Consider the following 23,155-nt stretch of genomic DNA (forward strand, 5'->3'; position numbering starts at 1 on the left):
GCGCCCTGGCAGCGGCCCGGCCCCGCTCAGATAAAGATCGAGCCGCGCATATACAGCGCCGCCTGGCCGCTGATGATCACGCGGCCGTTGTCCAGCACCTCGCATTGCAGTTGGCCCTTGCGCGCCCCGCCCTGCTGCGCACTCAGGCTGCGCTTGCCCAGGCGCTGGGCCCAGTACGGCGCCAGCGAGGTATGCGCCGATCCGGTCACCGGATCCTCGTTCACGCCCACGCGCGGCCCGAACCAGCGCGTCACGAAATCGAATTGCGCCGACGGCGCCGTCACCGCCACGCCGCGCGTGTCGAAGGCCGCCAGCGCGGCGAAGTCCGGCTTCAAGGCATCGATCAGCGCTTCATCATCTATCACCACCAGATAGTCGTCCGTCTTGCAGAACGCCTGCGCGCCCGGCAGTCCCAGGGCCTGCAACAGGCCTGGCGGAATTTCCTGCGCTTCGGGCCGCTTGGCCGGGAAATCCATCGCCAGCCGGCCGCCGGCGCGGCGCACCTGCAATTCGCCGCTGCGCGTGGCGAAGCGCAGCACATCCTCGGTTGCGCCCAGTTGCTCGAACAGCACCCACGCCGACGCCAGCGTGGCATGGCCGCACAAGTCCACCTCCACCGCGGGGGTGAACCAGCGCAGCTCGTAGACATCGCCCTTGCGCACGAAGTAGGCGGTTTCCGACAGATTGTTTTCTTCGGCGATGCGCTGCAGCGTTGCGTCCGGCAGCCACGCCTGCAGCGGCACCACCGCGGCGGGGTTGCCGCCGAAGGGAGCGGCGGTGAAAGCGTCTACCTGATAGATATCGAGTTGCGGCATGGCGGGTCCTGGTTGATGGCTGAGATTGCGCGTTGGAACGCAAGCCGGCATTTTCCTATGAAAATGCCGGCGCGCATGCTCAAGCCGTGGCCGCTACACCGTGCGCACGAACAACGCCCGCAGCTTGCTCCAGAAATCCCCCCCCAGCACGAAGAAGCTGGCGATCAGCATGAGGTCTCCGGCCAGTTGGGCCTGCCACAGGTTGGGCCGCAAGCCCGGCCACATTTCGTCGATGTAGGGTTCCAGCACCGAGGTCAGGATCGGCAGGAAGAACATGACCAGGCCGATGGCATGGCGCACGCGGCCGACCTTCTGCACGGGAGCGAGTTTCTTGGCGTGGCCGAACACGATGGACTTCAGCCGCTGAAAACCCTCCTTGCCCATGACGGCAATACAGCTCAGCAGCAGCACCTTGTTGGCGATGAACACGGTGCCGGTGAGCGCCGCGATGCGCGAACCCGGCACGTCCATGTAACCCGCCACCGGGATCAGAAACCACAGGGAAAAGGCGATGATGAACAGTCCTATCCCGCATTTGAAGCGCCATCCCGCCGCGGGCGCGGGTTGGGCTGGTTCGTCTGGCAATGACATGGCTGCCTCCTGGTTCAAACGTCTTGAGGGACTGCGGTTGAAGGATTCTGTACAGGTGGCTGACTGCCTGGCGTACGGGCCCGGGGTTCGAGCAGGCGCAGCATCAGGCAGGCGTAGAGCGTGACGCCGATGAACAGGCCCATGCGCACCGCGAACGCGGTGTAGACGTCCTTGCCCGCGGCGCTGTCCTGCACCGATTGGCCCAGCAGGATGATCAGCGTCACCAGCGTGTTCAGCCAGAAGCTGGGCGGATGCGGGGTCGGACTCAGCCGATAGAGCTTGCGCGCGGCCACGAGGCCGAACAGCAGCATCCAGAGAAAGAACATCCACAGGTTCACGAACAGGCTCAGGGCGCACCAGAAAGCGACCGCCAACGCGCCGCCCAGCAGGGTCGAGCCCAGCAGTTCGCGCGCCGCGCCCTGCGCCGCCGTGACGCAGCTTTGCCGCCCCAGGCTGACCGACTTCAGGATGATGGGCATGTAGCCCAGCGGGTCGGTCAAGGCCAGCAGGAAAGCCGGCATCACCACGAGCGAAGCGCGCAGGGCCTTGCGGCTGGCCTCGTCCGGCGGCAGGATCGGAGCCGCGGGCGGCGCGGGCGCGGCCGACGGCTCGGGGAACAGCAGGTGGCAGCCGCCCAACGCCAGGACCGCGACCAGCAGCCCTTTGCCGAGCGCCTCGATCACCAGCGCGGCCAGCGCGAAGTCGACCGTGCCGGCGGCGGAAATCATGGTCAGGCCGATGATGAGGAAAGTCGACAGCAGGTTGTTGCCGCCGCGCAACCCATAGAGGAAGGCGTAATAGAGGCACAAGGCGATGAGCAGCACCCCGCTCAAGGGGTAGTAGCGCAGCAAGGGGCTCAGCAGCAGGCCGATCGCGGTCGTGAGCAGCGCCATCAGCATCAGGCCCAGCCCGCTCTTGAACGACAGGGGCCGGTTCATCGAAGCCAGCAACAACACGCCCAGCACCGGCGCGACCATGGGAATGGGCAGGTCCAGGCCGAAGCTGACGGCCGTGCAGAAAGCGGTGCCCACGCCCACACGCAGTGCGCGCCGGCCGCGGGGATCGGGATCAGTACGCATAGGAGAGCCAGCTCATCAGCCGCATGTACGCGCGGCCCAGCAGGTTGAGCGGATTGCCGGAACTGGGAAAGGCCATGACCTCGGCTTGCCCGCCCACGCGCACGCCGCTCAGGGCCGGCAGATCGCCTGGATCGAATTCCACGATAACGGGAAAGCGCTGTGCCGGCCGCAGCCAGTCGCGGCTGTTCTGCACCGTGGGCAGGGAGCCCGGCGGCGTGCCCGGCCCCACGTTGACGCCATAGCCGACGCTGCGCACGCGGCCCTTGAAGATCTGTCCGGGCAATGCGTCCAGGATGATCGCCACCGGCGTGCCGGGCTCCACATGGCCCAGGTTGTTCTCCGTCATTTCCGCGCTGATCCAGACGTCATGGATGGCGATCAGCGTCATGACCGGGTTGCCAGCGGCGGCGAACTGTCCGGCATCGGTGCGCAGGTCGGTGATCAGTCCCGCCGAACGCGCCCGCACCTGCGTATTGGCCAGATCCAGCTCGGCCTTTTCCAGCGCGGCCGCGGCGCTGCGCAGCTTGGCGTTGTCTTCCTCGCTGCCGCCTTCCTGTTCGCGCGCGCGCTGCACTTCGGCCCGCGCCGCGGCGACCTGGCTGATGGCTTGCGCCAAATTCGCCCGCGCGATTTCCAGCCGCCGCAGCGAAACGGTGCCCTGATCCTCGCGATACAGGCGTTCGAGCCGGGTGCTGTCCTGGCGCGCCTTCAGTTCGTTGGCCTGCGCGGCGCGCAAGGAGGCCTGCGCCGAATCGATGCCCGCGGTGCTGGCGCCGATCTGCCTGCGCGTGGATTCCAGGTCGGCGCGGGCGCGGTCGACGGCGATGCGGTAGTGCTCGGGGTCGACGTCGAACAGCACCGCGCCGGCGTCGACGTCCTGGTTGTTGCGCACGTGCACCCGGGTCACGCGCCCCGAAACCTCCGACGCCACCGGCACGACAAAAGCCTGCACCCGCGCCTGCTGGGTGTATGGGGTGTAGCGGTCGGCCAGCAGATACCAGGCTAGGCTCAGGACGATGAACAGGACTGCCCATCGAACGCCCTTTTTCGCGGGGTCCGGCGCGGGCGCGGCGGCTGGCTTGGATGGCGAGTCACTCATCGGGTCGCACCTTTTGCGCGGACACGGCGGCGGCCGGGGCAGGCGCCGGTTCGGACAGCAGATCGCCCCAATCGGTGCGCTGCCGCATCTGTTCGCGGGTCGCGGGGTCGAGCACCGGCTCCGCGCTGTACCAGCCCCCGCCCATCGCCTTGTACAGGGCGATGAGGTCACTTACCGCGCCGCCCCGGTTCACGACGTAGGCGTCCTGCTGGACCGCCAGCGCCTGCTGCGCGTCCAGCACGCGCTGGAAATCGGTATAGCCCTCGCGATAGAGCGCGTTGGCCAGGGTGAGCGAGCGCCCCGCGGCCTGCGCCGACTGCTGCAGGATGCCGTCGCGCTCCAGGGCCTTGATCAGGCCGCTGGCCGCGTCGTCGGCCTCGCGCGCCGCCTGCCGGACGTCATCCTGGTAGGCCACGATCAGTTGCTGCAGCCGCGCGTCTTGAACGCGCACATTGTTCTGCAGGCGGCCATGGTCGAACACGTTCCAGCTGAGGGCGGGACCTGCCAGCAGCGCCATGCCGCCCGCCGTGCCGGCCAGCGACGTGGCGGACCAGGCAATGCTGCCCAGCAGGGTCAGCGAAGGATAGAGATCCGCCGCGGCCACGCCCACTTGCGCCGACTGCGCGGCGATGCGCAGTTCCGCGGCGCGGATGTCGGGACGGCGCAGCAGCAGGTTGGCGGGCACGTCCTGCAACACCGCCCGGCCGATCAGCGGCACGACCGCCGTCTTGTCATCCAGTTCCGGCATCGGGCCGGGCGGGCGGCCGACCAGGACCGCCAGGGCGTTGCGGGTCCGCAAGATCTGGCTTTCGAATTCGGGGATGGTGCCCAGGGTACTCAGGTACTGCGTCCTGGCCTGCTGCAAATCCAGCTCATCGGTCTCGCCGCTGCGGAACAGTTTTTGCGTGATCTCGTAGCTGCGCTTCTGGATGCCGGCGTTGTCGCGGGCGATCCGCAGCCGCGCCTCGGCGGTGCGCAGCGCGTAGTAGCTTTCGGCCACCTGGGCGTGCAGCAGCACCAGCACGTCGTCGCGATTGGCCTGGGCCTCGAAGTACAGGGCGTCGGCCGACTCGATGGCGCGGCTGAACCGGCCCCAGAAATCCAATTCCCAGCCTATGTCGAAGCCGGCGCTGTATTGCCAGAAGCTGCTGGGACGCGGATTTCCTTCGGCCGAGCGCGATGACCGGTGCTGATACAGGGCGTTGGCCCCGACCACCTGCGATTGCGGGTAGCGGCCGCTCTGGGCGATGCCGAGCTGCGCGCGGGCTTCCATGATCCGCAGACCCGCGATGCGCAGGCCGGCGTTGTTCGCGTCGGCCTGCGCGATCAGGTATTCGAGGACCGGATCGCCGAAGACCTGCCACCACTGCCGGGCGTCGGGCTGCAGCTGCTGGAGGCTGGCCTGTTGCAGCGCGGGAGTGCTCCAGTCCGAGGCCCAACTGGTGCGCTGGGGCTCGAAATCCGGCCCGACACGCATGCAGCCGCCCAGGCACAAAGTACCGATCAGCAACAGCCGATTCGAACAGGTCAGCGGCGACATCGGGTATCGGGTCCGTGTAGAGCCTAACCGCCATGGTCCACGACGCAACTCTAGCCTTGCCGGAGCGCGGTGTGCGAATTGATTCTATTGGCCTTTTCCGCTTCTCGCCAGAGGCGCATGTCGAAGCAAGAACTAGACAAAAAGCACTGCTGCCGCCTGCTTGTGTACAAAGGGCGACGGTCGGCGCTACAGTGAAAAATTCCAACGTTCCGCCCGTTTCCCCGCAGCATATTCTGGAGTGCCATCATGAACGCTCAGAAGAAGGCAGCAGCAGAGGACAAGCCGCCGGCGCAAGCCAAGCTTTCGGGAAAGCAGTACGCCGAGGAACTGGCCCGGCTGCACGTGGAGCTGGTCAAGCTCCAGGAATGGGTCAGCCAGACTGGCGCCAAGGTCTGCATCATTTTCGAAGGACGCGACGGCGCCGGCAAAGGCGGAACGATCAAGGCGATCACCGAGCGCGTCAGTCCGCGCGTCTTCCGGGTGATCGCCCTGCCCGCCCCCTCGGACCGCGAAAAAACCCAGATGTACATGCAGCGCTACCTGCCCTACCTGCCGGCGGCGGGCGAGGTCGTGATCTTCGACCGCAGCTGGTACAACCGGGCCGGCGTCGAACGGGTCATGGGCTTCTGCACCAAGGATGACGTCAAGATCTTCCTGAAAGGCGTGCCGCTGGTCGAACGGGCCATCGTCGGCTCGGGCATCATCCTGCTCAAGTACTGGCTGGAAGTCAGCGAAGAAGAACAGACCCGCCGGCTGCAGGCCCGCATCACGGACGAGCGCAAGATCTGGAAGCTGACCAGGATGGACCTCGATTCGTACAGCCGCTGGTACGACTACTCGCGCGCCCGCGACGACATGTTCGCGGCCACCGACACCAGCGTATCGCCCTGGTACGTCGCGCAGTCGGACGACAAGAAAAAAGTACGCCTGAATATCATCAGCCACCTGCTCGCCCACATCCCGTACAAGCGCATGCCGCGGCCCAAGGTGAAGCTGCCCAAGCGGCAGAAAGCCGGCGGCTACCGCGATCCGGGGCATCCCTTGCGGATGGTTCCCGCCAAATTCTGAGCGGCGCGCTGCCCTCTCCCGCCCGTCAACACCCAAGGAGAACGATCTTGGCTGCCCTGCTGATCAACCACGTGGAAGAAAGCACCTCCGACGAAGACATCCGGAGCTTTCTCATGAAGTACGGTTTTCCGTCCTTCGACCGCATCCAGCGCGTACCGAGCGAGGGGGAGCGGCCGGCCGTCCTGGTGACGTTCGACGGCACCGGCCCCGAAGACCTGCGCGTGCTGGCGCCCCGCATACACCAGGTGTTCTGGAAGAATCACACGATCGCGGTGCTGGTCATGCGGGAGCCCATTGAATAAAGGGCCGCATCGCGCCGGTCCTAATCGTGACCAGATGTGCTTTTTAAGGGTTTCCCCCAGGATTGCAGGTGTCGATTTCCGGTCAACTCGTACGTCGTGTCAGTACGCACAACTTTTTTCAAAGGCGGACTTACCATGACTACCGGAACCGTAACCCTGCATCGCGTCATGCGCGCGCCGGCCGAACGCATCTATCGGGCCTTCCTGGAACCCGACGCGATCGCGCGCTGGCTTCCTCCTTACGGCTACACCTGCCTGGTCCACCAACTGGACGCCAAGGTCGGCGGCATGCACAAGATGTCGTTCCGCAACTTCGGCACCGGCCACAGCCACAACTTCGGCGGCGAGTACCTGGAGCTGGTGCCAAGCCAGAAGATCCGCTACTCCGACCAGTTCGACGACCCGAACTTGCCCGGCCGCATGCAGACCACCGTCACCCTACGCGAGGTCGCCTGCGGCACGGAGGTAAACATCGTGCAGGAGGGCATACCCGCCGCGATCCCGCCGGAGATGTGCTACCTGGGCTGGCAGGAGTCTCTGGCGCAACTGATGCGACTGGTCGAACCCGAGATTCCCGAGTGAGCGTCAGCGTGCCGCGAACCGGCTGGCCCGGCTTCACTTCTTTCTTGCAATGAACTGCACCACGCATGCCGGCCCCGTGTGGAATATGCCCTCGACCACATCGCGCTCGATCTCGCGCGCAAGCAGCACCTGGCAATTCGGGAAGTCCTGCTCCAGGTCCGCGAGCGCCATGAGCATGTCCGCGTCCGGAGGGCCGCCCGTGCCGCGGCCCAGCTGCGCCTTCCGGTATGCCTCTAGCAGGAGGATGCCGCCCGGCTTGAGCGAAAGTTCGGCCAGGCGGTGCACTCTCTTGCGCAAGCCGCTGGGCATGTGGGCGAAGATCGACACGACGGCGCCGAAGGATGCTGGCGGCGGCTCGTACCCGGCGAAGTCCGCCGTTTCGGTGCGGATCGACACGCCCTTTGCGGCCGCCAGCCTGCGCGCCTTGGCCAGCCCGACGGCGGAACCGTCCACGCCAAGCACGTCCAGGCCCAGCGAGGCCAGGAAAACGGCGTTGCGTCCCTCCCCTTCGGCCACGCTGAGCACCGGCCCGGAAAGCAGGCCCGCGTGCTCAGCCAGAAAGGCGTTCGGCTCGGTCCCATACACGTACTCGTCAACGGCGTAGCGTTCGTCCCACATATGCTTGCACTCCCTGAATGCTCGTCATGGCCCGCCGCCAGGAAGGGTTCCCGTCCGGTCCGCGCCAGAAAGCAGCCAGTCTTGCACTTCAAGTCGACTTGAGGTCAAGCAGATCACGCGGCCGGATTTCGCCCAATTGCGGGTCTATCGCCCCCCCATCGAAGGAGACCATGCATGGCAGAAAAGCCTCTTGCCAAAGCAACGAAAGCCGTCAAGAAAACCAGCTCGCAGCCTGTCCTGTTGTCCGGCGGCAATCCGCAGATCGCCAAGGGCTACGGCGACGCGCCGGTGCAGGCGTACATCGCGGCCATGCCGGGCTGGAAGAGCGACCTCGGGCGCCGCCTGGACGCACTGATCGAGCGCGCCGCGCCCGGCGTGCAGAAAGCCGTCAAGTGGAACTCGCCGCTGTATGGCATGGAAGGCCAAGGCTGGTTCCTGAGCGTTCACTGCTTTACCAAGTACGTGAAGGTGGCGTTCTTCCGCGGCGCAAAGCTGCGGCCCGTGCCGCCTGGACCGTCCAAAAGCCAGGACACGCGCTATCTTGACATCCGCGAGGACGACGAGCTCGACGAAGCGCAGTTCATGGCCTGGGTGAAGCAGGCTAGCGCGCTGCCCGGCGAGCAGATGTGAAGGCGGCGGCCAGGGCGCTGTCCGCCACGGCCGTTGCCGCGGGGCGGGACGCTAACGCCGGACCTGGCGCTTCTTCCCCGCCGCGGCGCGGGGCGTTGCCGCGTCCGACAGCAGGTCCTGCACCAGTTCTATGACCCGCTCCGCGGTTGGGGAAAGCGTGCGGCGCGCGCGATGGATGACGCTGTAGGTCAGCGGGCCGGCGGCGGGATAGGCCAGCGGCAGCGGTTCCAGCACGCCCTGCGCCAGTTCGGCCGCGATGGCCTCGCGCGTGCAGAACAGCACCACGTCGCTGCCCAGCGCCACGTCGCGCAGCGTGGCGACGCTGTCGCATTCGAAGGCGATGGGCAGGTCTTCCGGCCGCGCCACCTGGTACAGCCGGGCCAGGTACTCGCGCGCCCGCAGCGGCAGGTCGGTGGCGGCCAGGCGGTACTGCGCCAGCGCGGCGCGCAGGCGCGGCTTGCCCAGGCCCTGCAGCGGATGGCCGGCGCGGGTGAACAGGCCGCCGTGCTGCGGCGGCAAGGGCCGCACGGTGAAATCGCCGGGCGGCGGCAGGCTGTGCGTCACCGCCACGGCCAGATCCAGCTTGTCCTGCTGCAGCTTGTCCAGCAGGCGCTGCCAGCTTTCGATCTCGACGTGCACGCTCAGGCCGGGATGTTCGCGTGCGATGCGCACCAGCAGCGGCGACAGGAAGCCGGCCGCCGGAAACGCCCCCACGCCCAGGTTCACGCGGCCCGTGTCGTGGCCGCGTATCAGTTCGGCTTCGCGCCGCAGGTCGCGGGTTTCTCCCAGGATGCGCTGCGCGCGCTCCAGCACCATGCGGCCAGCCTGCGTCGGCGTCACGCCCGTGGACGCCCGGTCCACCAGCACCAGCCCCAGCGAGTCTTCCAGCGACTGGATGCTGCGCGTCAGCGCGGACTGCGTCAAATGCAGCCGCTGCGCCGCCCGGGAGTAGTGCTTTTCCTCGGCGAGCACGGCGTAGTGCTGGAGCGACCGTATTGTGAGGCTCATGTATTTTTCTCATCAATATTGGGCTAAATATGCATTTGATTGCGCGCAAACGCAAGACTACAAACGACTTGCCGCGACGGAGAAAATGCAGCACCGGCCGCCCTGTGGTGAACCTCATTCCAGAGCAATGCAAGACATTGCCTACCCCCAGGAGGAGACAACATGAACCGCAAGTCGTTTTTGAAACTGTTGGGTAGCGGCGGGGCTGCGATGCTGGGCGCCCTGGCCTGTCTTTCGGCGGCTGCCGCCCCCGTCACCCAGGCGCCGCCCTGGCCGGGCGGCGGCAAGCCCATCCGCCTGGTGGTGCCGTTTCCGGCCGGATCCGGGTCGGACGCGCTGGCGCGCATGCTGGCAATGAAGGTCACGCAGCGCACCGGCGCGCCGGTCATCGTCGACAACAAGCCTGGCGCCGGCACCATGATAGGCGCGCAGGAAGTGGCCCGCGCCAACCCCGACGGCTACACCCTGCTCTACACCATCGTCGTCACCCACACGCAGAATCCGCACCTCTACAAGAAGCTGCCCTACGATCCGGTGAAGGACTTCACTCCGGTTATCCAGGTGGTGCGCTCGGCCACCGTGCTGGTCGCCAACAAGGACGCGCCGTTCTCGACCACGGCGCAGATGATCGACTACGCCCGGGCCAATCCCGGCAAGTTGAACTTCGCTTCCTACAGCCCGGGGTCCACCTCGCATCTGAACGGCGAAATCCTGAAACAGCAGACCGGCATCGACATCGTGCACGTGCCCTACAAGGGCACCGCCGACGCCAGCCGCGCGCTGCTGGCGGGCGAGGTCCAGGTCTACTTCGACGGCACGGCCACCGCCGTGGAGAACGCGCGCGCCGGCAAGGTCAAGCTGCTGGGCCCGGCCACCGACCGCCGCCTGAGCGTGCTGCCGGACCTGCCCACCCTGAAGGAGCAAGGCATACCCGGGCTGGACATCGTCGGCTGGCAGGGCATCTTCGGCCCTGGCGACATGCCGCCGGCATTGGCCGAGCGCGTGGCCCAGGTGTTCCGCGAAGCGCTGGACACGCCCGAGGTGACTCAGAGCATCGTGTCGCAGGGCAATGAAGTCAGCGGCGCGGGCCCCAAGGAATTCGCGCAGATCGTCCAGCAGGACAGCGTGCGCTGGGGCGCCGTGATCAAGCGCATCGGCCTGGTCCTCCAGTAACTCCGCGCGTATCGAAAGGAGAGCGCAATGCATGATCTGGTCATACGCGGCGGCACGATCGTCGATGGCTCGGGCCAGCCCCGCTACCAGGCGGACCTGGCCATAGAAGACGGACGCGTGGTCCAGGCCGAAGGCAGGGCCGGCGCCGCGCGCCGCGAGATCCGCGCCGACGGCTGCCTGGTGGCGCCGGGCTGGGTCGACATCCACACCCACTACGACGGCCAGGCCACCTGGGACCCGTACCTCAGCCCTTCCACCTGGCATGGCGTCACCACCGCCATCATGGGCAATTGCGGCGTAGGCTTCGCTCCCGTCAAGCCGGAGCGGCGCGAGTGGCTCATCAAGGTCATGGAGGGCGTGGAGGACATCCCCGGCTCGGTGCTGTCCGAAGGCATCCAGTGGGATTGGGAGACCTTTCCCGAATACCTGGATGCGCTGGACCGCCGCCCCAAGGCGCTGGACGTGGGCGCGCAGATCCCGCACAGCGCGGTGCGCGCCTATGTCATGGGCGAGCGCGCCATCCACCACGACGAAGCCTCGCCCGCCGACCTGATCGCCATGCGGGAAGTCGTGCGCGAAGCGCTGGCCGCGGGCGCGGTCGGGTTCTCCACCTCACGCACCTTTCTGCACAAGTACGACGAGCGCAAGTATCCGCCCGGCACCTTCGCCACCGGCGAAGAGATCACCGCCCTGGGCTCGGTCATGGGAGAAGTCGGCCATGGCGTATTCCAGATGACCGCCAACCATCCCGCCATGGAAGGCGAAATGCCCTGGCTGGAGCAGCTGGCGCGCCACAACCGCCTGCCCGTGCTGTTCAACCTGCAGCAGACCGACGGCGCGCCCGACGTCTGGAAGCAGATCGCCGCCAGCCTGGAGCGCGCGCACCGCGAAGGCGTGCCGCTGCTGGCGGGCATCAGCGGACGCCCGCTGGGCATACTGTTTTCCTGGCAGAGCACGCTGCACCCGTTCATCGCGCATCCCAGCTACCAGCCGCTGCATGCCCTGCCGCTGGCGGAGAAACTGGCCCATCTGCGCGACCCGGCCACGCGCAGCCGCATCATGAATGAACAGCGCGGCCTCTTGGACCGCCGCGCCGAAACGCTGTTCAGCAGCTTCCACAAGATCTACCGCCTGGGCAGCAATCCCGACTACGAGCCGCTGCCCGAGGAAAGCGTGGCCGCCATGGCGCAGCGCGACGGCCGCGCACCGCTGGAAATCGTGTACGACCTGATGCTGGAGAACGACGGCCAAGCCATCCTGTACTACCCGTCCTTCAACTATTCGTACGAGAACCTGGATCATCTGCACCAGCTCATGCAGCACCCCAACACCGTCAACAGCCTGTCCGACGGCGGCGCGCATTGCGGCTACATCTGCGACGTGAGTATGCCCACCTTCATGCTCAGCCACTGGACCCGCGACCGCCGCCGCGGCCCGCTGCTGGAGCTGGAACACGTGGTCAAGCGCCAGACGCGCGATACCGCCAGCGTGTACGGACTGCTGGACCGCGGTCTGCTGCAGCCCGGCTACAAGGCCGACGTCAACATCATCGATCCCGCTGCCGTGCGCGTGCATTGTCCGGAAATGGTGTTCGACCTGCCGGGCGGCGGCCGCCGCCTGATCCAGCGCGCCGACGGCTATGTGGCCACGCTGGTCAACGGCGTGCCCATCTTCGAGGGCGGCGCGGCCACGGGCGCGCTGCCGGGCAAGCTGCTGCGCGGGGCGCGCAGCCAGCAGGCATGAAGCACATGGGGCAGGCTTTCCGGCCGACCCTATGTGCCAGCCGGGCGCCAGTCCTCGAGGACTGAGTCCGCGGTCCCGCCACGCCTACACCACGCCGACCCGGATCACCCCGGCGATGGTCTGGGCCGCCTGCTGCAAGGCGGGCACCATGTCGGCCTCCAGCCGGTCGCCTTCCACTTCCGGCGCGGCCACCGATATCCCCACCGACAGCAGGCGCGAGCCCGCTTGCGGCACGGGCACGGCCACCGACACCTGGTTGCTATCCGGATAGTCGAACCGCGTCCACTGCCCCGGCGCCAGGCGCAAACCGCCGGCCAGCGCGCTGGCCGGCGGCAGCACGCTGCCCACGCGCAGATTCATCACCACCAGACGGCGGCGCTCGGCCGGCGCCATGGCGCGGCCGATGATGATCACCCCCTCGGGATTGGCCTCGCCCAGATTGGAAGTTCCTGAATAGGCATCTGCCAGATTCTGCAGGATCTCCTGCACGGCATCCGTGACGCCCAGGCTTTCCATGGCCGCGAACCCCAGTTCGAAGACCTGCGGCGTGAGGCGCCAGCGGCTGTCTTCGCGCGCGGCGTAGCCCTCTTCTTCCAGCGTCTGCAGGAAGCGCAGCACGGTCGCGTGCGGCAGTTCGACGGCGCGCGCCAGCTCGGCCAGCGTGGGCCGGCCGTTGCCGCGGAAGGCCCGCATGATGGATAGACACCGCTGGATCGATCTATTATTCTTCAATCGTTCACCTGATAAACGTATTGATCACTAGGTGAACAATACACATAAACGACGCTCCCGGCAAGACCGGCGAGCCAGGGAAGGAGACATATCAATGAAACGCATCGCACTCGCCTTGGCGGCGGGTCTCGTGTTCTGTACGGGATCCGCCGCGGCGCAAGCAACGTGGCCTGCGCAGCCGGTCAAATGGATCGTGCCCTATCCGCCGGGCGGATCGACGGACATGCTGGCCCGGCTGGTCAGCCACAAGCTCGGTGAGCGGCTGGGCCAGCCCGTCATCGTCGAGAACAAGGCCGGGGCTGGCGGCAACATAGGCACCGATTTCGCCGTCAAACAGCCGGCCGACGGCTACACCATCGTGATGGGCAATATCGGCCCCATCTCGATCAACCCCGCGCTTTATCCGGACCTGCCGTACAAGCCGCAGCGGGACTTGGCACCCGTCACGATGCTGATGAGCGTGCCCAACCTGCTGGTGGTCAATCCCTCGGTACCGGTGCGCTCGGTGCAGGAACTGATCGCCTACGCCAAAAAGTCGAAAGCGCCGCTGGACTACGCCACGCCCGGCGCGGGCACCTCGCTGCACCTGGCGGGCGAACTGTTCGCCTCGTCCGCGGGCGTGCGCCTGACCCACGTGCCCTACCGCGGCAGCGCGCCGGGCCTGAACGACACGGTGGCGGGCCACGTGCCCATGATGTTCGACAACATGCCCTCGGCGCTGCAACTGGTGAAGGCCGGCAAGCTGCGGGCGCTGGCGATCACCAGCACGGCGCGCTCGCCGCAGCTGCCCGACGTGCCGACCATGGCCGAGGCCGGCCTGCCGGGCTATGAGATCGCCGGCTGGTTCGGCGTGCTGGCGCCGGCCGCCACGCCCAAGCCCATCATCGAGCGCTTGAACAAGGAACTGCTGGCGGTGCTGGCCATGCCCGACGTGCGCGAACAGATAGACGCCATGGGCGGCATCATTTCAGCCGAGGGACCAGCAGACTTCGGCCGCTACATCGCGGCGGAAACCGATAAGTGGGGCGCGTTGGTCAGCAAGGCGCAGATCAAGCTTCAATAAGCAAGGAGACAAGCATGAGCACGTATCGCCATCTGGAAACCCAACCGATAGCTGGCGCACTGGGCGCCGAGATCCGCGGCATCGATCTGTCGCGGCCCTTGTCGGACGATCAATTCGACGACGTGCGCGCCGCGCTGCACGAGCATCTGGTGGTGTTCTTCCGCGACCAGCAGCTGACGCCGCAGCAGCACATCGATTTCAGTTCGCGCTTCGGCGAGCTGCTGGAAGTGCCGTTCGTGCGGGCGCTGGACGGACACCCGACCATCCTGCCCGTGATGAAAGGCAAGTCGGAAACCACCCGGCGCCTGTTCGGCGGCCTGTGGCACACGGACATGAGCTACGCCGAGGAGCCGCCGCTGGGCTCGGCGCTATACGGCCGCGTCATACCGCCCTATGGCGGCGACACCATGTGGGCCAATATGTACCGCGCCTACGACGCCCTGTCGGACAAGCTGAAGCAGATCCTGGACGGGCTGGGCGCGGTGCACAGCGCGGTGCGCTCCTATGGCGCGGGCGGCGCGGTGGTGAACAACGGCGACCCAGCCCACAAGATGGACGTGCGCACCGACGACCGCGCCGTCAGCGAGGTGGTCCATCCCGTGGTGCGCGTGCACCCGGCCACGGGCAAGAAGGCGCTGTATGTGAACGGCACGTACACGCTGCGCTTTGACGGCATGACCCAGGAAGAAAGCGAACCCCTGCTGCAATTCCTGTACCGCCACGCGGCGCGGCCGGAATTCACCTGCCGCTTCCGCTGGACGCCGGGTTCGCTGGCGCTGTGGGACAACCGCTGCACCCAGCACCTGGCGATGAACGACTACGACGGCTTCGACCGCGAGATGCACCGCACCACGATCTCGGGCGACCGGCCGATCGCGGTCGCGCGCTAGGCTATCCGGAATGGCTCAGCGCGGCGGCTTCAGCGGCAAGAGCCGCCGATAGCCTGCCGGCAGCGGCTGGGCGGCGTGCTCTGCGACCGTGCGCGCCAGCCGCTGCGCCAACTCCGGCGGGAACGGCTTGGCGCGCCGCGTTTCCAGGTCCACGTGCAGCGACAACTGCTCCATCGTGGCCGCGACGTAGCCGTCGCGCGTCTGCATCAACTCCATCAGGCACAGCAGGCGCTTGTCATCCGCTTCCAGCAGGCGGATACGCAGTGCCAGCGGATCGCCCGCCAGCACTTCGCGCAGATAGGCCACGTGCACGTTCATCGTGTAGATGCCGCAGCGCGTGGCCTCGGTGTAGTCCAACCCTACCCCGACCTCGCGCAGCAGCTGGAAGCCGACGCGGTCGAAGATGCCCACGTAATGGGCCGCGTTCATGTGGCCGTACTCGTCGATCCAGGCGGGATCCACGCTCAGGGTCGTGGACGGGAGGGCTGATGTCATGGCTTCCTCGGGGACAGGGTTTTCGCTCAACGCATGACATTAGCCGAGGCCGGCCGGCGGATCAACGCCGGCGGCTTCGTACCGGGGAGGAAGCCGTAGGTCGTAAGCCCCACGGACTGCACGCCGTCCTCGCACTAGTTCCTCCCGTCTGGCCGGCGCCGGCCAGATGGCGGATGGAACGCCAGGCCGCCGGGAAAATGGTCCATCCGCGCCCCGCCATCCAGACGATAGGCGAACGGCGTCATATACCGCACCCTGGCGGACAGGCGTAAGTAGACAAGTTCGCGTCTTGATTCTCAAGGCGACGCTGCAAACGCGCAGAGGCGCGCGCTCAAGGTCGGGGAACCAAGATGAATATCCTGTTGGCGTTCACGCCATTCATCGTGTTTGTCATCATAGAAAGAACCGTCGGCGTACTGGAAGGACTGGCGGCCGGCACCTTCGTATCCGCCGGGCTGGTGCTGCGCGACTGGCTCAGCCCCGAACGGCGCATCAAGATCCTGGAAACCGGCACGCTGCTGCTGTTCATGGGACTGACCCTGTATGCCCCGATGGTGGACGGCGATTCCTGGACGATCGCGCAGGCGCGCCTGCGGGTCGACGCCGGGATGCTGGTCCTGGTGCTGCTGACCCTGGCGCTGCGCCGGCCATTCACCCTGGAGTACGCGCGGGAAAAAGAACCGGAGTATGTCTGGAAGAACCGCCGCTACGCCCGCATGAACTATGCCGTCGCAATGGCTTGGGCGCTGGCCTTCGCGACCATGGTGGCGGCGGACGTGCTGCTGCTGTACAGGCCGCAACTGCCGCAGGCCATCGCGATCGCCGTGACGGTGGCGGCGCTGGCCGGCGCGATGAAATTCACCGCCTGGTATCCGGACCGGGTGTCGGCGACAACGCTGAGGTAGGCCGCCTCGAATCGGCGGGCCGCGCGATACGCGGGCGTAGCGGTATCGGCGCTGCAGCAGCTACTGGAAGTGGTAGCGTTCGCGGTAGCCCACCGGCGACATGCCGCAGTACTTGTTGAAAATATCGCGGAAGGCCTTGGTGTCGTTGTAGCCGACTTCGTACATGACTTCGGCCACGCTCTTGCGCGAGGTTTCCAGCCGCTTCTTGGCGGCTTCCACGCGCACCCGCTGCACATATTCCACGATGCTGTTGCCCGTGGCCTGGCGAAAGCGCCGCTCCAGCGTGCGGCGGCCCATGGCGTGGCGGTCGGCCAGTTCCTCGACGGTGATCTTTTCTGTGTAGCGGCCTTCGATGTAGTCCTGCACCGCGCGCACGACCTCGTCGGCGTGGGACTTCTGCCCCATGAACACCGTAAACGGCAGCTGGCTCTGGCGGCTCCAGTCCAGCTGGAAATACTTGGCGCACCAGATGGCGGTATCGCGATCGGTGTACTTTTCGATCAGGTGCAGCACCAGATGCGCGGCGGAGAACGCGCCGCCGCTGGTGTAGATGCCGTTATCGGCCATGACGATGCGGTCGCTGACCCATTGCACGCTGGGAAACAGGCTGGCATAGAGGTTCTGCGCCACCCAGTGCACCACCGCCTGCTGGCCGTCCAGCACGCCGCCCGCGGCCAGCAGCGCGGCGCCCATGCACAGGCTGGCGACTTCGCCGCCCTCGCGGTGATGGCGCGACAGCCATTCGATCAGTTCGCGGTTGGACAGCACCGCGTCGGACACCGATCCCAGCAACGGCGGCGCGATGCAGATGTCGATGTCATGGGCATCGGCCAGGACCATGTCGGCCTGCACCGTGATGCGGCCCTGGTCCAGGCGGACTTCGCGGGTCAGGGCCAGGGTGCGCACCGTGAACCGGGGTTCGCGCCCATGCGCGGCCAAGTATTCGTTGGCGACCAGAAAGCCATGCCTGGCGGTTTCCAGCGAGGCAATGTTCGCCCCCAGGGGCAGCAGGAAAGCGACGTTTTTCATCCTGCAAAGCATACCCCCGCCGGCTGTCGCAATCCACCCTCAAGATTGTCGCAATTGCCTATCGGAAATCGCTGCCGATCTCGATACAGTGACACTTACCGGAATGAGATCCGGGCTGCGCAGAGGCGGCTTGCGGGCGTCCTGGCGCGGAACAGAACAACGTGGATCCAAGGAGTTACTAATGGAAAAGTATGTAGACGGTTTCCTGCTGCCGGTGCCCAAGGCCAACCTCGAAACCTACCGGAAGATGGCCCAACAGGCGCAGACAGTCTGGCTGGAGTATGGCGCGCTGGATTACCGCGAATGCGTCGCGGAAGATATCGACAAGGAAGGCGCTGGCTCGTTCAGCGCCGCCGCCGGCGCGCGCGAGGGGGAGACGGTGGTGTTCGCGTGGATCACCTACGCCAGCAAGGCGGATCGCGACGAGATCAATGCCAAGGTCATGGCTGACCCCCGCCTTGGGGAAAATTGCTGCGAAGGCGTGTTCGATTTCAAGCGCATGTGCTGGGGCGGCTTCACCACGCTGGTAGGAAACTGAGGCGATCGGAAATCCTTCCCCGCCCTTTCAAACTGAACATTCTGGAGACCCCCCATGGCAAATCCTGCAAGCAAACCCATCCCCGAAGGCATGCACACGCTCACCGCGCACATCGTGTGCGAAGGCGCGGCGGATGCCATCGACTTCTACAAAAAGGCTTTCAACGCCGAGGAGCTGGCGCGGCTGCCCGGCCCCAACGGCAAGATCATGCATGCCGCCATACGCATCGGCGATTCCGTCATGATGCTGATGGACGACTTCCCCGAATGGGGCAGCCTGGGTCCGAAGGCGCTCAAGGGCACGCCCGTTACGCTGCATCTCTACGTCAATGACGTGGACGCCGCCATGAAGCAGGCGGTGGCGGCCGGGGCCCAGGTGACCATGCCCGTGGCGGACATGTTCTGGGGCGACCGCTATGGGCAGGTGGTGGACCCTTGCGGCCATCGCTGGTCCATCGCCACGCACAAGTTCGACCTGACGCCGCAAGAGGTGCAGGAGAACATGGCGAAGATGGGTCCGATGGAAGGCTGCGGCGATCCGTCAAAGAAACAGGGTTAAGCGGCCGGCTGCGGATACGGTCCCAGGAAATCCAGCTTGCCGATCTTCACTCCCGCCTGGCGCAGGATGGCGTACGCCGTCGTCACGTGGAAGTAGAAGTTCGGCAGCGCGAACGTCAGCAGATAGTCGTCGCCGCGGAATTCCTGCTTGAAGTCGCCGAACGCCAGCGAAACCTTGCGGCCTTCGGCTCCATCCAGCCTATCCGCCGCCACCTCCTGCAAGTACGCAATGGTGGCGGCGATGCGCTGCTGCAATTGCTCGAAAGTGGTTTCCTCGTCGGGGAATTTGGGCGCTTCCACCCGCGACAGGCGCTGCACGGCGAACTTGGACGCATCGCTGGCGCGCTGAATCTGGCCGCTCAGCGGATACATGTCCGGGGCCAGGCGAGCATTGATGAGCTCGGCCGGATCCATGCCGGCGGCCGCGGCATGATCGGCGGCCTTTTGCAGCAGCGCGGCCAGGACGTTGAGACCGCGGACGAAGGCAGGCACGCTGGCCTGGTACATGGAAAGAGACATGATGGGGACTCCGGACAAGAACTGGGCGGCCCGCGCGGGACGCGTCGGCGCGCCGGGGAATACGCTGATCTTACCGCCGCGCCCGAGGCCGGGCTCCGGCCCCTTATGCGTTCGAAAACGCGGCGCCCGGACCCTGGCCTATTCCGCCTGGCCGGGGGCCACGCGGCGCTGCCCCTGAAAGAAGCGCCAGATCAACGCCGAGGCGTCCGGCCCGCTGCGCGCGTGATACCTCACCGAGGCATCGCCGCCGCTCCAGGCATGCTCCACCAGCGTGATTTCGCATAGCCGAAGCACTGTCCGGCTGCCGCGCAGCATGTCCACGCGGCGGTAGGATTTGTCGGTACCCAGGCCCAGCACGCGCTCGACCGGCACGCTTTCCGGCGGCAGGTCGTTCACGGCACGGAACTGTTCAAACAGTTGCCTGGCGTTGCGCGGCGCCACCGTCGGGTCCAGTTGTCCTTGCAGAATCATGGCGGGCATGCCAAGCCGGAACACGGCCGGATCCGCGACCTTTTCCAGCAAGGGCAACAGCGGCTTGAGCGCGCCGCGCCGCATGGTGCCGATGCCGCCGGTGGCGCTGTGGGCGTCGCCGGCCACCGGCCCGGAATGCATGGCCACCGCAGCGATCAGGCGCGGATGCCGCAAGGCTACCAGCGCGGCCATGCCTGCGCCCGCCGACAGGCCTGCGATGTAGATGCGTTCGGGGTCCAAGGCATACTTGGCGCACTCCGCGCGGATCAGCGCGGCGATCAGATCGGCTTCCGCCCCGCCGTGCGCGTCGTCCGGCTGGAACCAGCGCCAGCAGCGCTGCACCTGACGAGCCATGGACTGCTGCGGATACAGCACCATGAAGCCACCCGCGTCGGCCCATTGATTCATGCGCGAGCCGCGGGCGAACGAGAGCGAGGTCTGCCTGCAGCCGTGCAGCATCACCACCAGCGGCATGCCGGCGCGCGGCGCGGCAGCGGGCGTGTAGCGCGCGAAGGTGAGACGGCGGCCTTGCCCGTCCGAGAATTGCCGGGAGGCTTCCCAGCGGCCCGCCCCCAACGAAGGCGCGGCGGCGCTGCGCGAGGCAGAGGCCGCCGCCGGCTTGGCCGCCTTGCGCTTGGGCGCGCCGCGCTTCTTGGCGGTCTTGGGAACGGCCATGCGCATGGCGGCGCGCTGCAATTTGCCGATCTTCTTCGCGGCCTTGAAAAACAGATTGGTAAAACTGCGCGCCATTGCGAGGCCTCGGCCAGTAAACCTGCGTTTGCTTGCGCGCTGAATGTATCACAGAGTAACTTCCAGACAGCCCTTTTCGCGCGCCGGCGCTTCCCCCGATTTGCAGTAGATCAAGCGGGCTGCACGCTGCGCGCGGCAAGCCCGCTTGTCGGCTTGAGCCGCCGCGCCAAAGCGCCTAAGGTGTACACCTGAACCAACCAAGACGCATTCATGTTCCCCAACGACAGACCCCAGACCCTGGGCGAGGAAATCGCCAACGCCATCAGCCACGGCGTCGGCGCCGCGGGCGCCCTGGCCTCCGCTCCCATCCTGATCCTGGCCGCCGTGCGCCAGGGCGACGCCGCCTTCATCGCGGGCGCTGCGGTCTTCGCCGCGACGATGTGCCTGCTGTACCTGGCGTCCACCATCTATCACGCGCTGCCCAAGAGCCGCGCCAAGCAGCTGTTCAACGTGCTGGACCATTCCGCCATCTATCTGCTGATCGCGGGCACCTACACGCCCTTCGCCTTGGGCGCCCTGCGCGGGCCCTGGGGCTGGACCCTGTTCGGCCTGGTCTGGGGCATGGCGCTGCTGGGCGTAGGGCTGAAAGCCAGCAAGCGGCTCAACCGTCCCGCCATCTCCACGGGCCTGTACCTGGCGATGGGCTGGCTAGTCATCATCGCGGTCAATCCCCTGATCGAGCGCGTGCCCAGCGGCGGCCTGTGGTGGCTGGTGGCGGGCGGGCTGGCCTACACCGGCGGCGTGGTGTTCTTCGTGCTCGACAACCGCTGGCGCTACAGCCATTTCATCTGGCATCTGTTCGTGCTCGCAGGCACGGCCTGCCACTTCTTCGCCGTGCTCTGGTACGCGGCCTGAGCGCCGCCCCGCAACGCTCAGCCGCGGCCCGGTCCGCCCGGCTGCGGCATGGCCAGCAGTCCGCGCTTCATCAGCGCCTTCATGCCGGGCACCAACAGCCCGCCGCCGAACAGCAGATCGCGCCATAGCCCCGGCCCCGACGCCTGGAAGCAAGGCGTCAAGGCGCGGCTGAGCGTCTGGTACATGCGCGAAGGCAGCAGCCGGCTGCGGGCGTAGCGCGCCGGCCCGGCGGCCGCGCCATGCTGCGCCAGGTTCCGCGCCAGCGCCAACGCATCCAGCACTGCCAGGGTCGTTCCCAGGCCCAGTTGCGGGCTCATCGCGTGGCCCGCGTCTCCCACGGCGCAATACGGACCCGCGGCCAATCCGCGCGGCCAGGTATGGCGGTAGGTAGCCACCGCCAGATCGTCGTGCCGCGTGATCTGGTCCACCACCGGCGCGGCCTCGGGCCACAGGGACAGCATGCGCTCCTTCCAGGCGCCGATGGGCGCGGCGCGCCAGGCCGGCAGGGCATCGTGGCGGATGCTCCAGAACAGCGACAGGCGCACGCCCCGCGGGCCGATCTCGGTAGGCAGCAGGCCCATCATTTCGCGGGTGCCGCGAAAGCGCTGCAATAGCTGTGTGGCGCCAGCCCAATCGGGCGTCCAGAACTGGCCCCACAACGCGCCCCACGCGTAGACGCGCGAACTCGCCGCCAGCCCGACCTGCTCGCGCAGCGCGGAGGCGGCGCCGTCGGCCACCACGAACACATCGAAGCTGGACTCGGCCCGGGCTTCGCCCGTGCCGTGCGTCACGTGCGCCCTGCCCTCGCGGGTCGCAAGCGTCTCAACCGGACAGCCGAACGAGAACAGGGCGCCCGCGCGCCGCGCCGCCTCGAACAGCACCCCGCCCAACGCCGCCCGCGTCACCGCCCGCGCGCCGTCGCCCACGTAATCGATGTCGACGACCCGCCAGCCGCGATGCGACAGACCCAGCAGGCGGTCGATCGGCGCGCCCACGTTCAGCGCCGCGACGTCGACGCCCAGCGATTTGAGCGCGCGCACGCCAGGCGGCTGCAGCAGCAGCCCGGCGCCCAGCGTGGTGAACCCTTGGTGCTTTTCAAAGACGCGCACCCGATGGCCGGCTTGCGCCAGCGCCAGCGCGGCGGCGAGTCCGGCGCTGCCTGCGCCGGCGATGCCGATGGATAGCGGCGATTGCGTAGTAGTCATGGAGTGGCCTAGCCCGGCTGCCCGAAGGGGCTGCCGCGGGAGCCGGCATAGTACCAACTGCCTTCACGCTTCGCGCAGGTACTCCGTCGGCGGACGGCCCAGCACCCGCCGGAACATCGTCGAGAACGCCGCCGGGCTCTGGTAGCCGAAATCCAGCGCGATGGCGGTCACCGGATCGCCCGCGGCCAGCCGTGTCAAGGCCAGCACCACACAGGCGCGCTGACGCCATTCCGAAAACGCCATGCCCGTCTGCTGGCGGAAATGGCGGCTGAATGTGCGCGGGCTCATATGCAATCGTTCGGCCCAGGTTTGCGGCGCGGCGCGCGCGTCTGGCGCGGCGATGAAGGCCCTGCACAAGGGCGCCAGGCGCTTGTCGCGCGGCAGCGGGATATGCAGCGGCAGCACCGGCGCGCGCTCGACCTCATGCAGCAGCAGGGCCGCCAGCGCGCCGTCGCGCCCCGCCAGGTCGTACTCGGCCGGCATGTCCACCGCGTCCAGCAGCAGCTGCCGCAACAACGGCGAGACCTCGATCACTTCGCAGGCCTGCCGGTCCGCGCGCGCCGCTCCGGGCTCGATGTAGGCGCTGCGGGTGCTGACATCCAGCATGCGGACCTGGTGCGTTACGCCCGCCGGGATCCACACCGCGCGCTGCGGCGGCACTACCCAGTTGCCGTCGCGCGTGACCACGTGCATGACGCCGGTGGCGCCATACAGCAGTTGCGCGCGGCGGTGCGCGTGGGCCGGCAACAGCCGGCCTGGCGGATAGTCGTTGCCGATGGCGACGACGGCGCGGTCCAGATGGTCGTAGCGGTCGATGTGGGTATTGCGCATCGTCTGGGGCTCATGGCCTGGGACTCATGGCCTGTTCATACCACCTGCCGGGCAGGTCGATTGGCCG

Annotated in this window: 26 protein-coding genes; 12 read left to right on the top strand and 14 right to left on the bottom strand. The window is 67.1% G+C overall.

Annotated elements, in window-relative coordinates:
• Positions 1-26: 26 nt before the first annotated feature.
• The 5 genes from AC6LKD_RS03315 to AC6LKD_RS03335 all read right to left on the bottom strand — a co-directional run bounded on the left by AC6LKD_RS03315 (position 27) and on the right by AC6LKD_RS03335 (position 5,124).
• Positions 27-815 carry a PhzF family phenazine biosynthesis protein gene (locus tag AC6LKD_RS03315; protein ID WP_498115076.1) on the bottom strand — a complete coding sequence of 263 codons (789 nt, stop codon included), beginning with the start codon at positions 813-815 and terminating at the stop codon, positions 27-29.
• 93 nt (positions 816-908) lie between these two features.
• A complete protein-coding gene (locus AC6LKD_RS03320) occupies positions 909-1,406 on the bottom strand; it encodes a transporter suffix domain-containing protein (RefSeq protein ID WP_207469305.1) in 498 nt (165 codons plus the stop codon).
• Positions 1,407-1,420: 14 nt separating this feature from the next.
• Positions 1,421-2,485, bottom strand: a complete 1,065-nt coding sequence (locus AC6LKD_RS03325; RefSeq protein ID WP_013394945.1) for a DUF2955 domain-containing protein — start codon at positions 2,483-2,485, stop codon at positions 1,421-1,423.
• Positions 2,475-3,584, bottom strand: coding sequence for an HlyD family secretion protein (locus AC6LKD_RS03330; RefSeq protein WP_498115077.1), 1,110 nt, complete (start codon positions 3,582-3,584; stop codon positions 2,475-2,477). The genes AC6LKD_RS03325 and AC6LKD_RS03330 overlap by 11 nt, the downstream gene beginning before the upstream one ends.
• Positions 3,577-5,124, bottom strand: coding sequence for an efflux transporter outer membrane subunit (locus AC6LKD_RS03335; RefSeq protein ID WP_498115079.1), 1,548 nt, complete (start codon positions 5,122-5,124; stop codon positions 3,577-3,579). The genes AC6LKD_RS03330 and AC6LKD_RS03335 overlap by 8 nt, the downstream gene beginning before the upstream one ends.
• 246 nt (positions 5,125-5,370) lie before the next feature.
• On the opposite strand from AC6LKD_RS03335, the gene ppk2 reads away from it, so the two are divergent.
• The 3 genes from ppk2 (at position 5,371) to AC6LKD_RS03350 (ending at position 7,076) form a co-directional block, all read left to right on the top strand.
• On the top strand, positions 5,371-6,192 hold the full coding sequence (gene ppk2, locus AC6LKD_RS03340; RefSeq protein ID WP_498115080.1) for a polyphosphate kinase 2: 822 nt from the start codon (positions 5,371-5,373) through the stop codon (positions 6,190-6,192).
• A 47-nt stretch (positions 6,193-6,239) separates the two neighbouring features.
• Complete coding sequence (locus AC6LKD_RS03345) at positions 6,240-6,494, top strand: hypothetical protein (protein ID WP_013394949.1); 255 nt, start codon at positions 6,240-6,242, stop codon at positions 6,492-6,494.
• Positions 6,495-6,629: 135 nt separating this feature from the next.
• On the top strand, positions 6,630-7,076 hold the full coding sequence (locus AC6LKD_RS03350; protein WP_013394950.1) for an SRPBCC family protein: 447 nt from the start codon (positions 6,630-6,632) through the stop codon (positions 7,074-7,076).
• 33 nt (positions 7,077-7,109) lie between these two features.
• On the opposite strand, the gene AC6LKD_RS03355 is transcribed toward AC6LKD_RS03350, so the two are convergent.
• Positions 7,110-7,694 (bottom strand): SAM-dependent methyltransferase, encoded by a 585-nt coding sequence (locus AC6LKD_RS03355; RefSeq protein WP_013394951.1) that lies wholly within the window; start codon positions 7,692-7,694, stop codon positions 7,110-7,112.
• 174 nt (positions 7,695-7,868) lie between these two features.
• Between AC6LKD_RS03355 and AC6LKD_RS03360 the strand changes: the two genes are divergently transcribed.
• Positions 7,869-8,324: a DUF1801 domain-containing protein gene (locus AC6LKD_RS03360; protein ID WP_498115081.1), complete on the top strand. Its 456-nt coding sequence runs from the start codon at positions 7,869-7,871 to the stop codon at positions 8,322-8,324.
• Between the two features lie 51 nt (positions 8,325-8,375).
• On the opposite strand, the gene AC6LKD_RS03365 is transcribed toward AC6LKD_RS03360, so the two are convergent.
• Positions 8,376-9,332: a LysR family transcriptional regulator gene (locus tag AC6LKD_RS03365; RefSeq protein ID WP_492276224.1), complete on the bottom strand. Its 957-nt coding sequence runs from the start codon at positions 9,330-9,332 to the stop codon at positions 8,376-8,378.
• Positions 9,333-9,494: 162 nt separating this feature from the next.
• Here AC6LKD_RS03365 and AC6LKD_RS03370 point away from each other — a divergent pair, with 162 nt between their 5' ends.
• A complete protein-coding gene (locus AC6LKD_RS03370) occupies positions 9,495-10,505 on the top strand; it encodes a Bug family tripartite tricarboxylate transporter substrate binding protein (RefSeq protein ID WP_207469293.1) in 1,011 nt (336 codons plus the stop codon).
• A 27-nt stretch (positions 10,506-10,532) separates the two neighbouring features.
• Positions 10,533-12,248, top strand: coding sequence for an N-acyl-D-amino-acid deacylase family protein (locus tag AC6LKD_RS03375; protein ID WP_207469292.1), 1,716 nt, complete (start codon positions 10,533-10,535; stop codon positions 12,246-12,248).
• Between the two features lie 84 nt (positions 12,249-12,332).
• Here AC6LKD_RS03375 and AC6LKD_RS03380 read toward each other — a convergent pair whose 3' ends face one another.
• Positions 12,333-12,980, bottom strand: coding sequence for an IclR family transcriptional regulator (locus AC6LKD_RS03380; protein WP_041654055.1), 648 nt, complete (start codon positions 12,978-12,980; stop codon positions 12,333-12,335).
• A 94-nt stretch (positions 12,981-13,074) separates the two neighbouring features.
• Between AC6LKD_RS03380 and AC6LKD_RS03385 the strand changes: the two genes are divergently transcribed.
• Positions 13,075-14,043 (top strand): Bug family tripartite tricarboxylate transporter substrate binding protein, encoded by a 969-nt coding sequence (locus tag AC6LKD_RS03385; protein WP_013394957.1) that lies wholly within the window; start codon positions 13,075-13,077, stop codon positions 14,041-14,043.
• Positions 14,044-14,057: 14 nt separating this feature from the next.
• Positions 14,058-14,933, top strand: coding sequence for a TauD/TfdA dioxygenase family protein (locus AC6LKD_RS03390; protein WP_498115082.1), 876 nt, complete (start codon positions 14,058-14,060; stop codon positions 14,931-14,933).
• Between the two features lie 15 nt (positions 14,934-14,948).
• On the opposite strand, the gene AC6LKD_RS03395 is transcribed toward AC6LKD_RS03390, so the two are convergent.
• A complete protein-coding gene (locus tag AC6LKD_RS03395) occupies positions 14,949-15,428 on the bottom strand; it encodes a thioesterase family protein (protein WP_041654058.1) in 480 nt (159 codons plus the stop codon).
• A 350-nt stretch (positions 15,429-15,778) separates the two neighbouring features.
• Here AC6LKD_RS03395 and AC6LKD_RS03400 point away from each other — a divergent pair, with 350 nt between their 5' ends.
• Entirely contained in the window at positions 15,779-16,333 is a 555-nt protein-coding gene (locus AC6LKD_RS03400; RefSeq protein WP_498115083.1) for a hypothetical protein, read from the top strand.
• Between the two features lie 60 nt (positions 16,334-16,393).
• Here the strand turns inward: AC6LKD_RS03400 and AC6LKD_RS03405 are convergent, their stop codons facing one another.
• Entirely contained in the window at positions 16,394-17,374 is a 981-nt protein-coding gene (locus tag AC6LKD_RS03405; protein ID WP_041654061.1) for a GlxA family transcriptional regulator, read from the bottom strand.
• A 169-nt stretch (positions 17,375-17,543) separates the two neighbouring features.
• On the opposite strand from AC6LKD_RS03405, the gene AC6LKD_RS03410 reads away from it, so the two are divergent.
• Both AC6LKD_RS03410 and AC6LKD_RS03415 read left to right on the top strand, forming a co-directional pair.
• Complete coding sequence (locus AC6LKD_RS03410; protein ID WP_013394962.1) at positions 17,544-17,900, top strand: DUF1428 domain-containing protein; 357 nt, start codon at positions 17,544-17,546, stop codon at positions 17,898-17,900.
• A gap of 54 nt (positions 17,901-17,954) precedes the next feature.
• Positions 17,955-18,458: a VOC family protein gene (locus AC6LKD_RS03415; RefSeq protein ID WP_498115084.1), complete on the top strand. Its 504-nt coding sequence runs from the start codon at positions 17,955-17,957 to the stop codon at positions 18,456-18,458.
• Here AC6LKD_RS03415 and AC6LKD_RS03420 read toward each other — a convergent pair.
• Positions 18,455-18,976, bottom strand: coding sequence for a DUF1993 domain-containing protein (locus AC6LKD_RS03420; protein ID WP_498115085.1), 522 nt, complete (start codon positions 18,974-18,976; stop codon positions 18,455-18,457). The two genes, AC6LKD_RS03415 and AC6LKD_RS03420, sit on opposite strands and share 4 nt — an antisense overlap.
• A 138-nt stretch (positions 18,977-19,114) precedes the next feature.
• The gene (locus tag AC6LKD_RS03425; RefSeq protein WP_498115086.1) at positions 19,115-20,197 is read right to left on the bottom strand and encodes an extracellular catalytic domain type 1 short-chain-length polyhydroxyalkanoate depolymerase; all 1,083 of its coding nucleotides are present in this window, start codon (positions 20,195-20,197) and stop codon (positions 19,115-19,117) included.
• A gap of 210 nt (positions 20,198-20,407) precedes the next feature.
• On the opposite strand from AC6LKD_RS03425, the gene trhA reads away from it, so the two are divergent.
• The gene (gene trhA, locus AC6LKD_RS03430; protein WP_013394966.1) at positions 20,408-21,052 is read left to right on the top strand and encodes a PAQR family membrane homeostasis protein TrhA; all 645 of its coding nucleotides are present in this window, start codon (positions 20,408-20,410) and stop codon (positions 21,050-21,052) included.
• A 17-nt stretch (positions 21,053-21,069) separates the two neighbouring features.
• Here trhA and AC6LKD_RS03435 read toward each other — a convergent pair whose 3' ends face one another.
• The gene (locus AC6LKD_RS03435) at positions 21,070-22,257 is read right to left on the bottom strand and encodes an FAD-dependent oxidoreductase (RefSeq protein ID WP_498115088.1); all 1,188 of its coding nucleotides are present in this window, start codon (positions 22,255-22,257) and stop codon (positions 21,070-21,072) included.
• A 63-nt stretch (positions 22,258-22,320) separates the two neighbouring features.
• Positions 22,321-23,088: an AraC family transcriptional regulator gene (locus AC6LKD_RS03440; RefSeq protein WP_498115089.1), complete on the bottom strand. Its 768-nt coding sequence runs from the start codon at positions 23,086-23,088 to the stop codon at positions 22,321-22,323.
• Positions 23,089-23,155: the final 67 nt, after the last annotated feature.

The organism is Achromobacter sp. D7-1 (assembly GCF_059760445.1).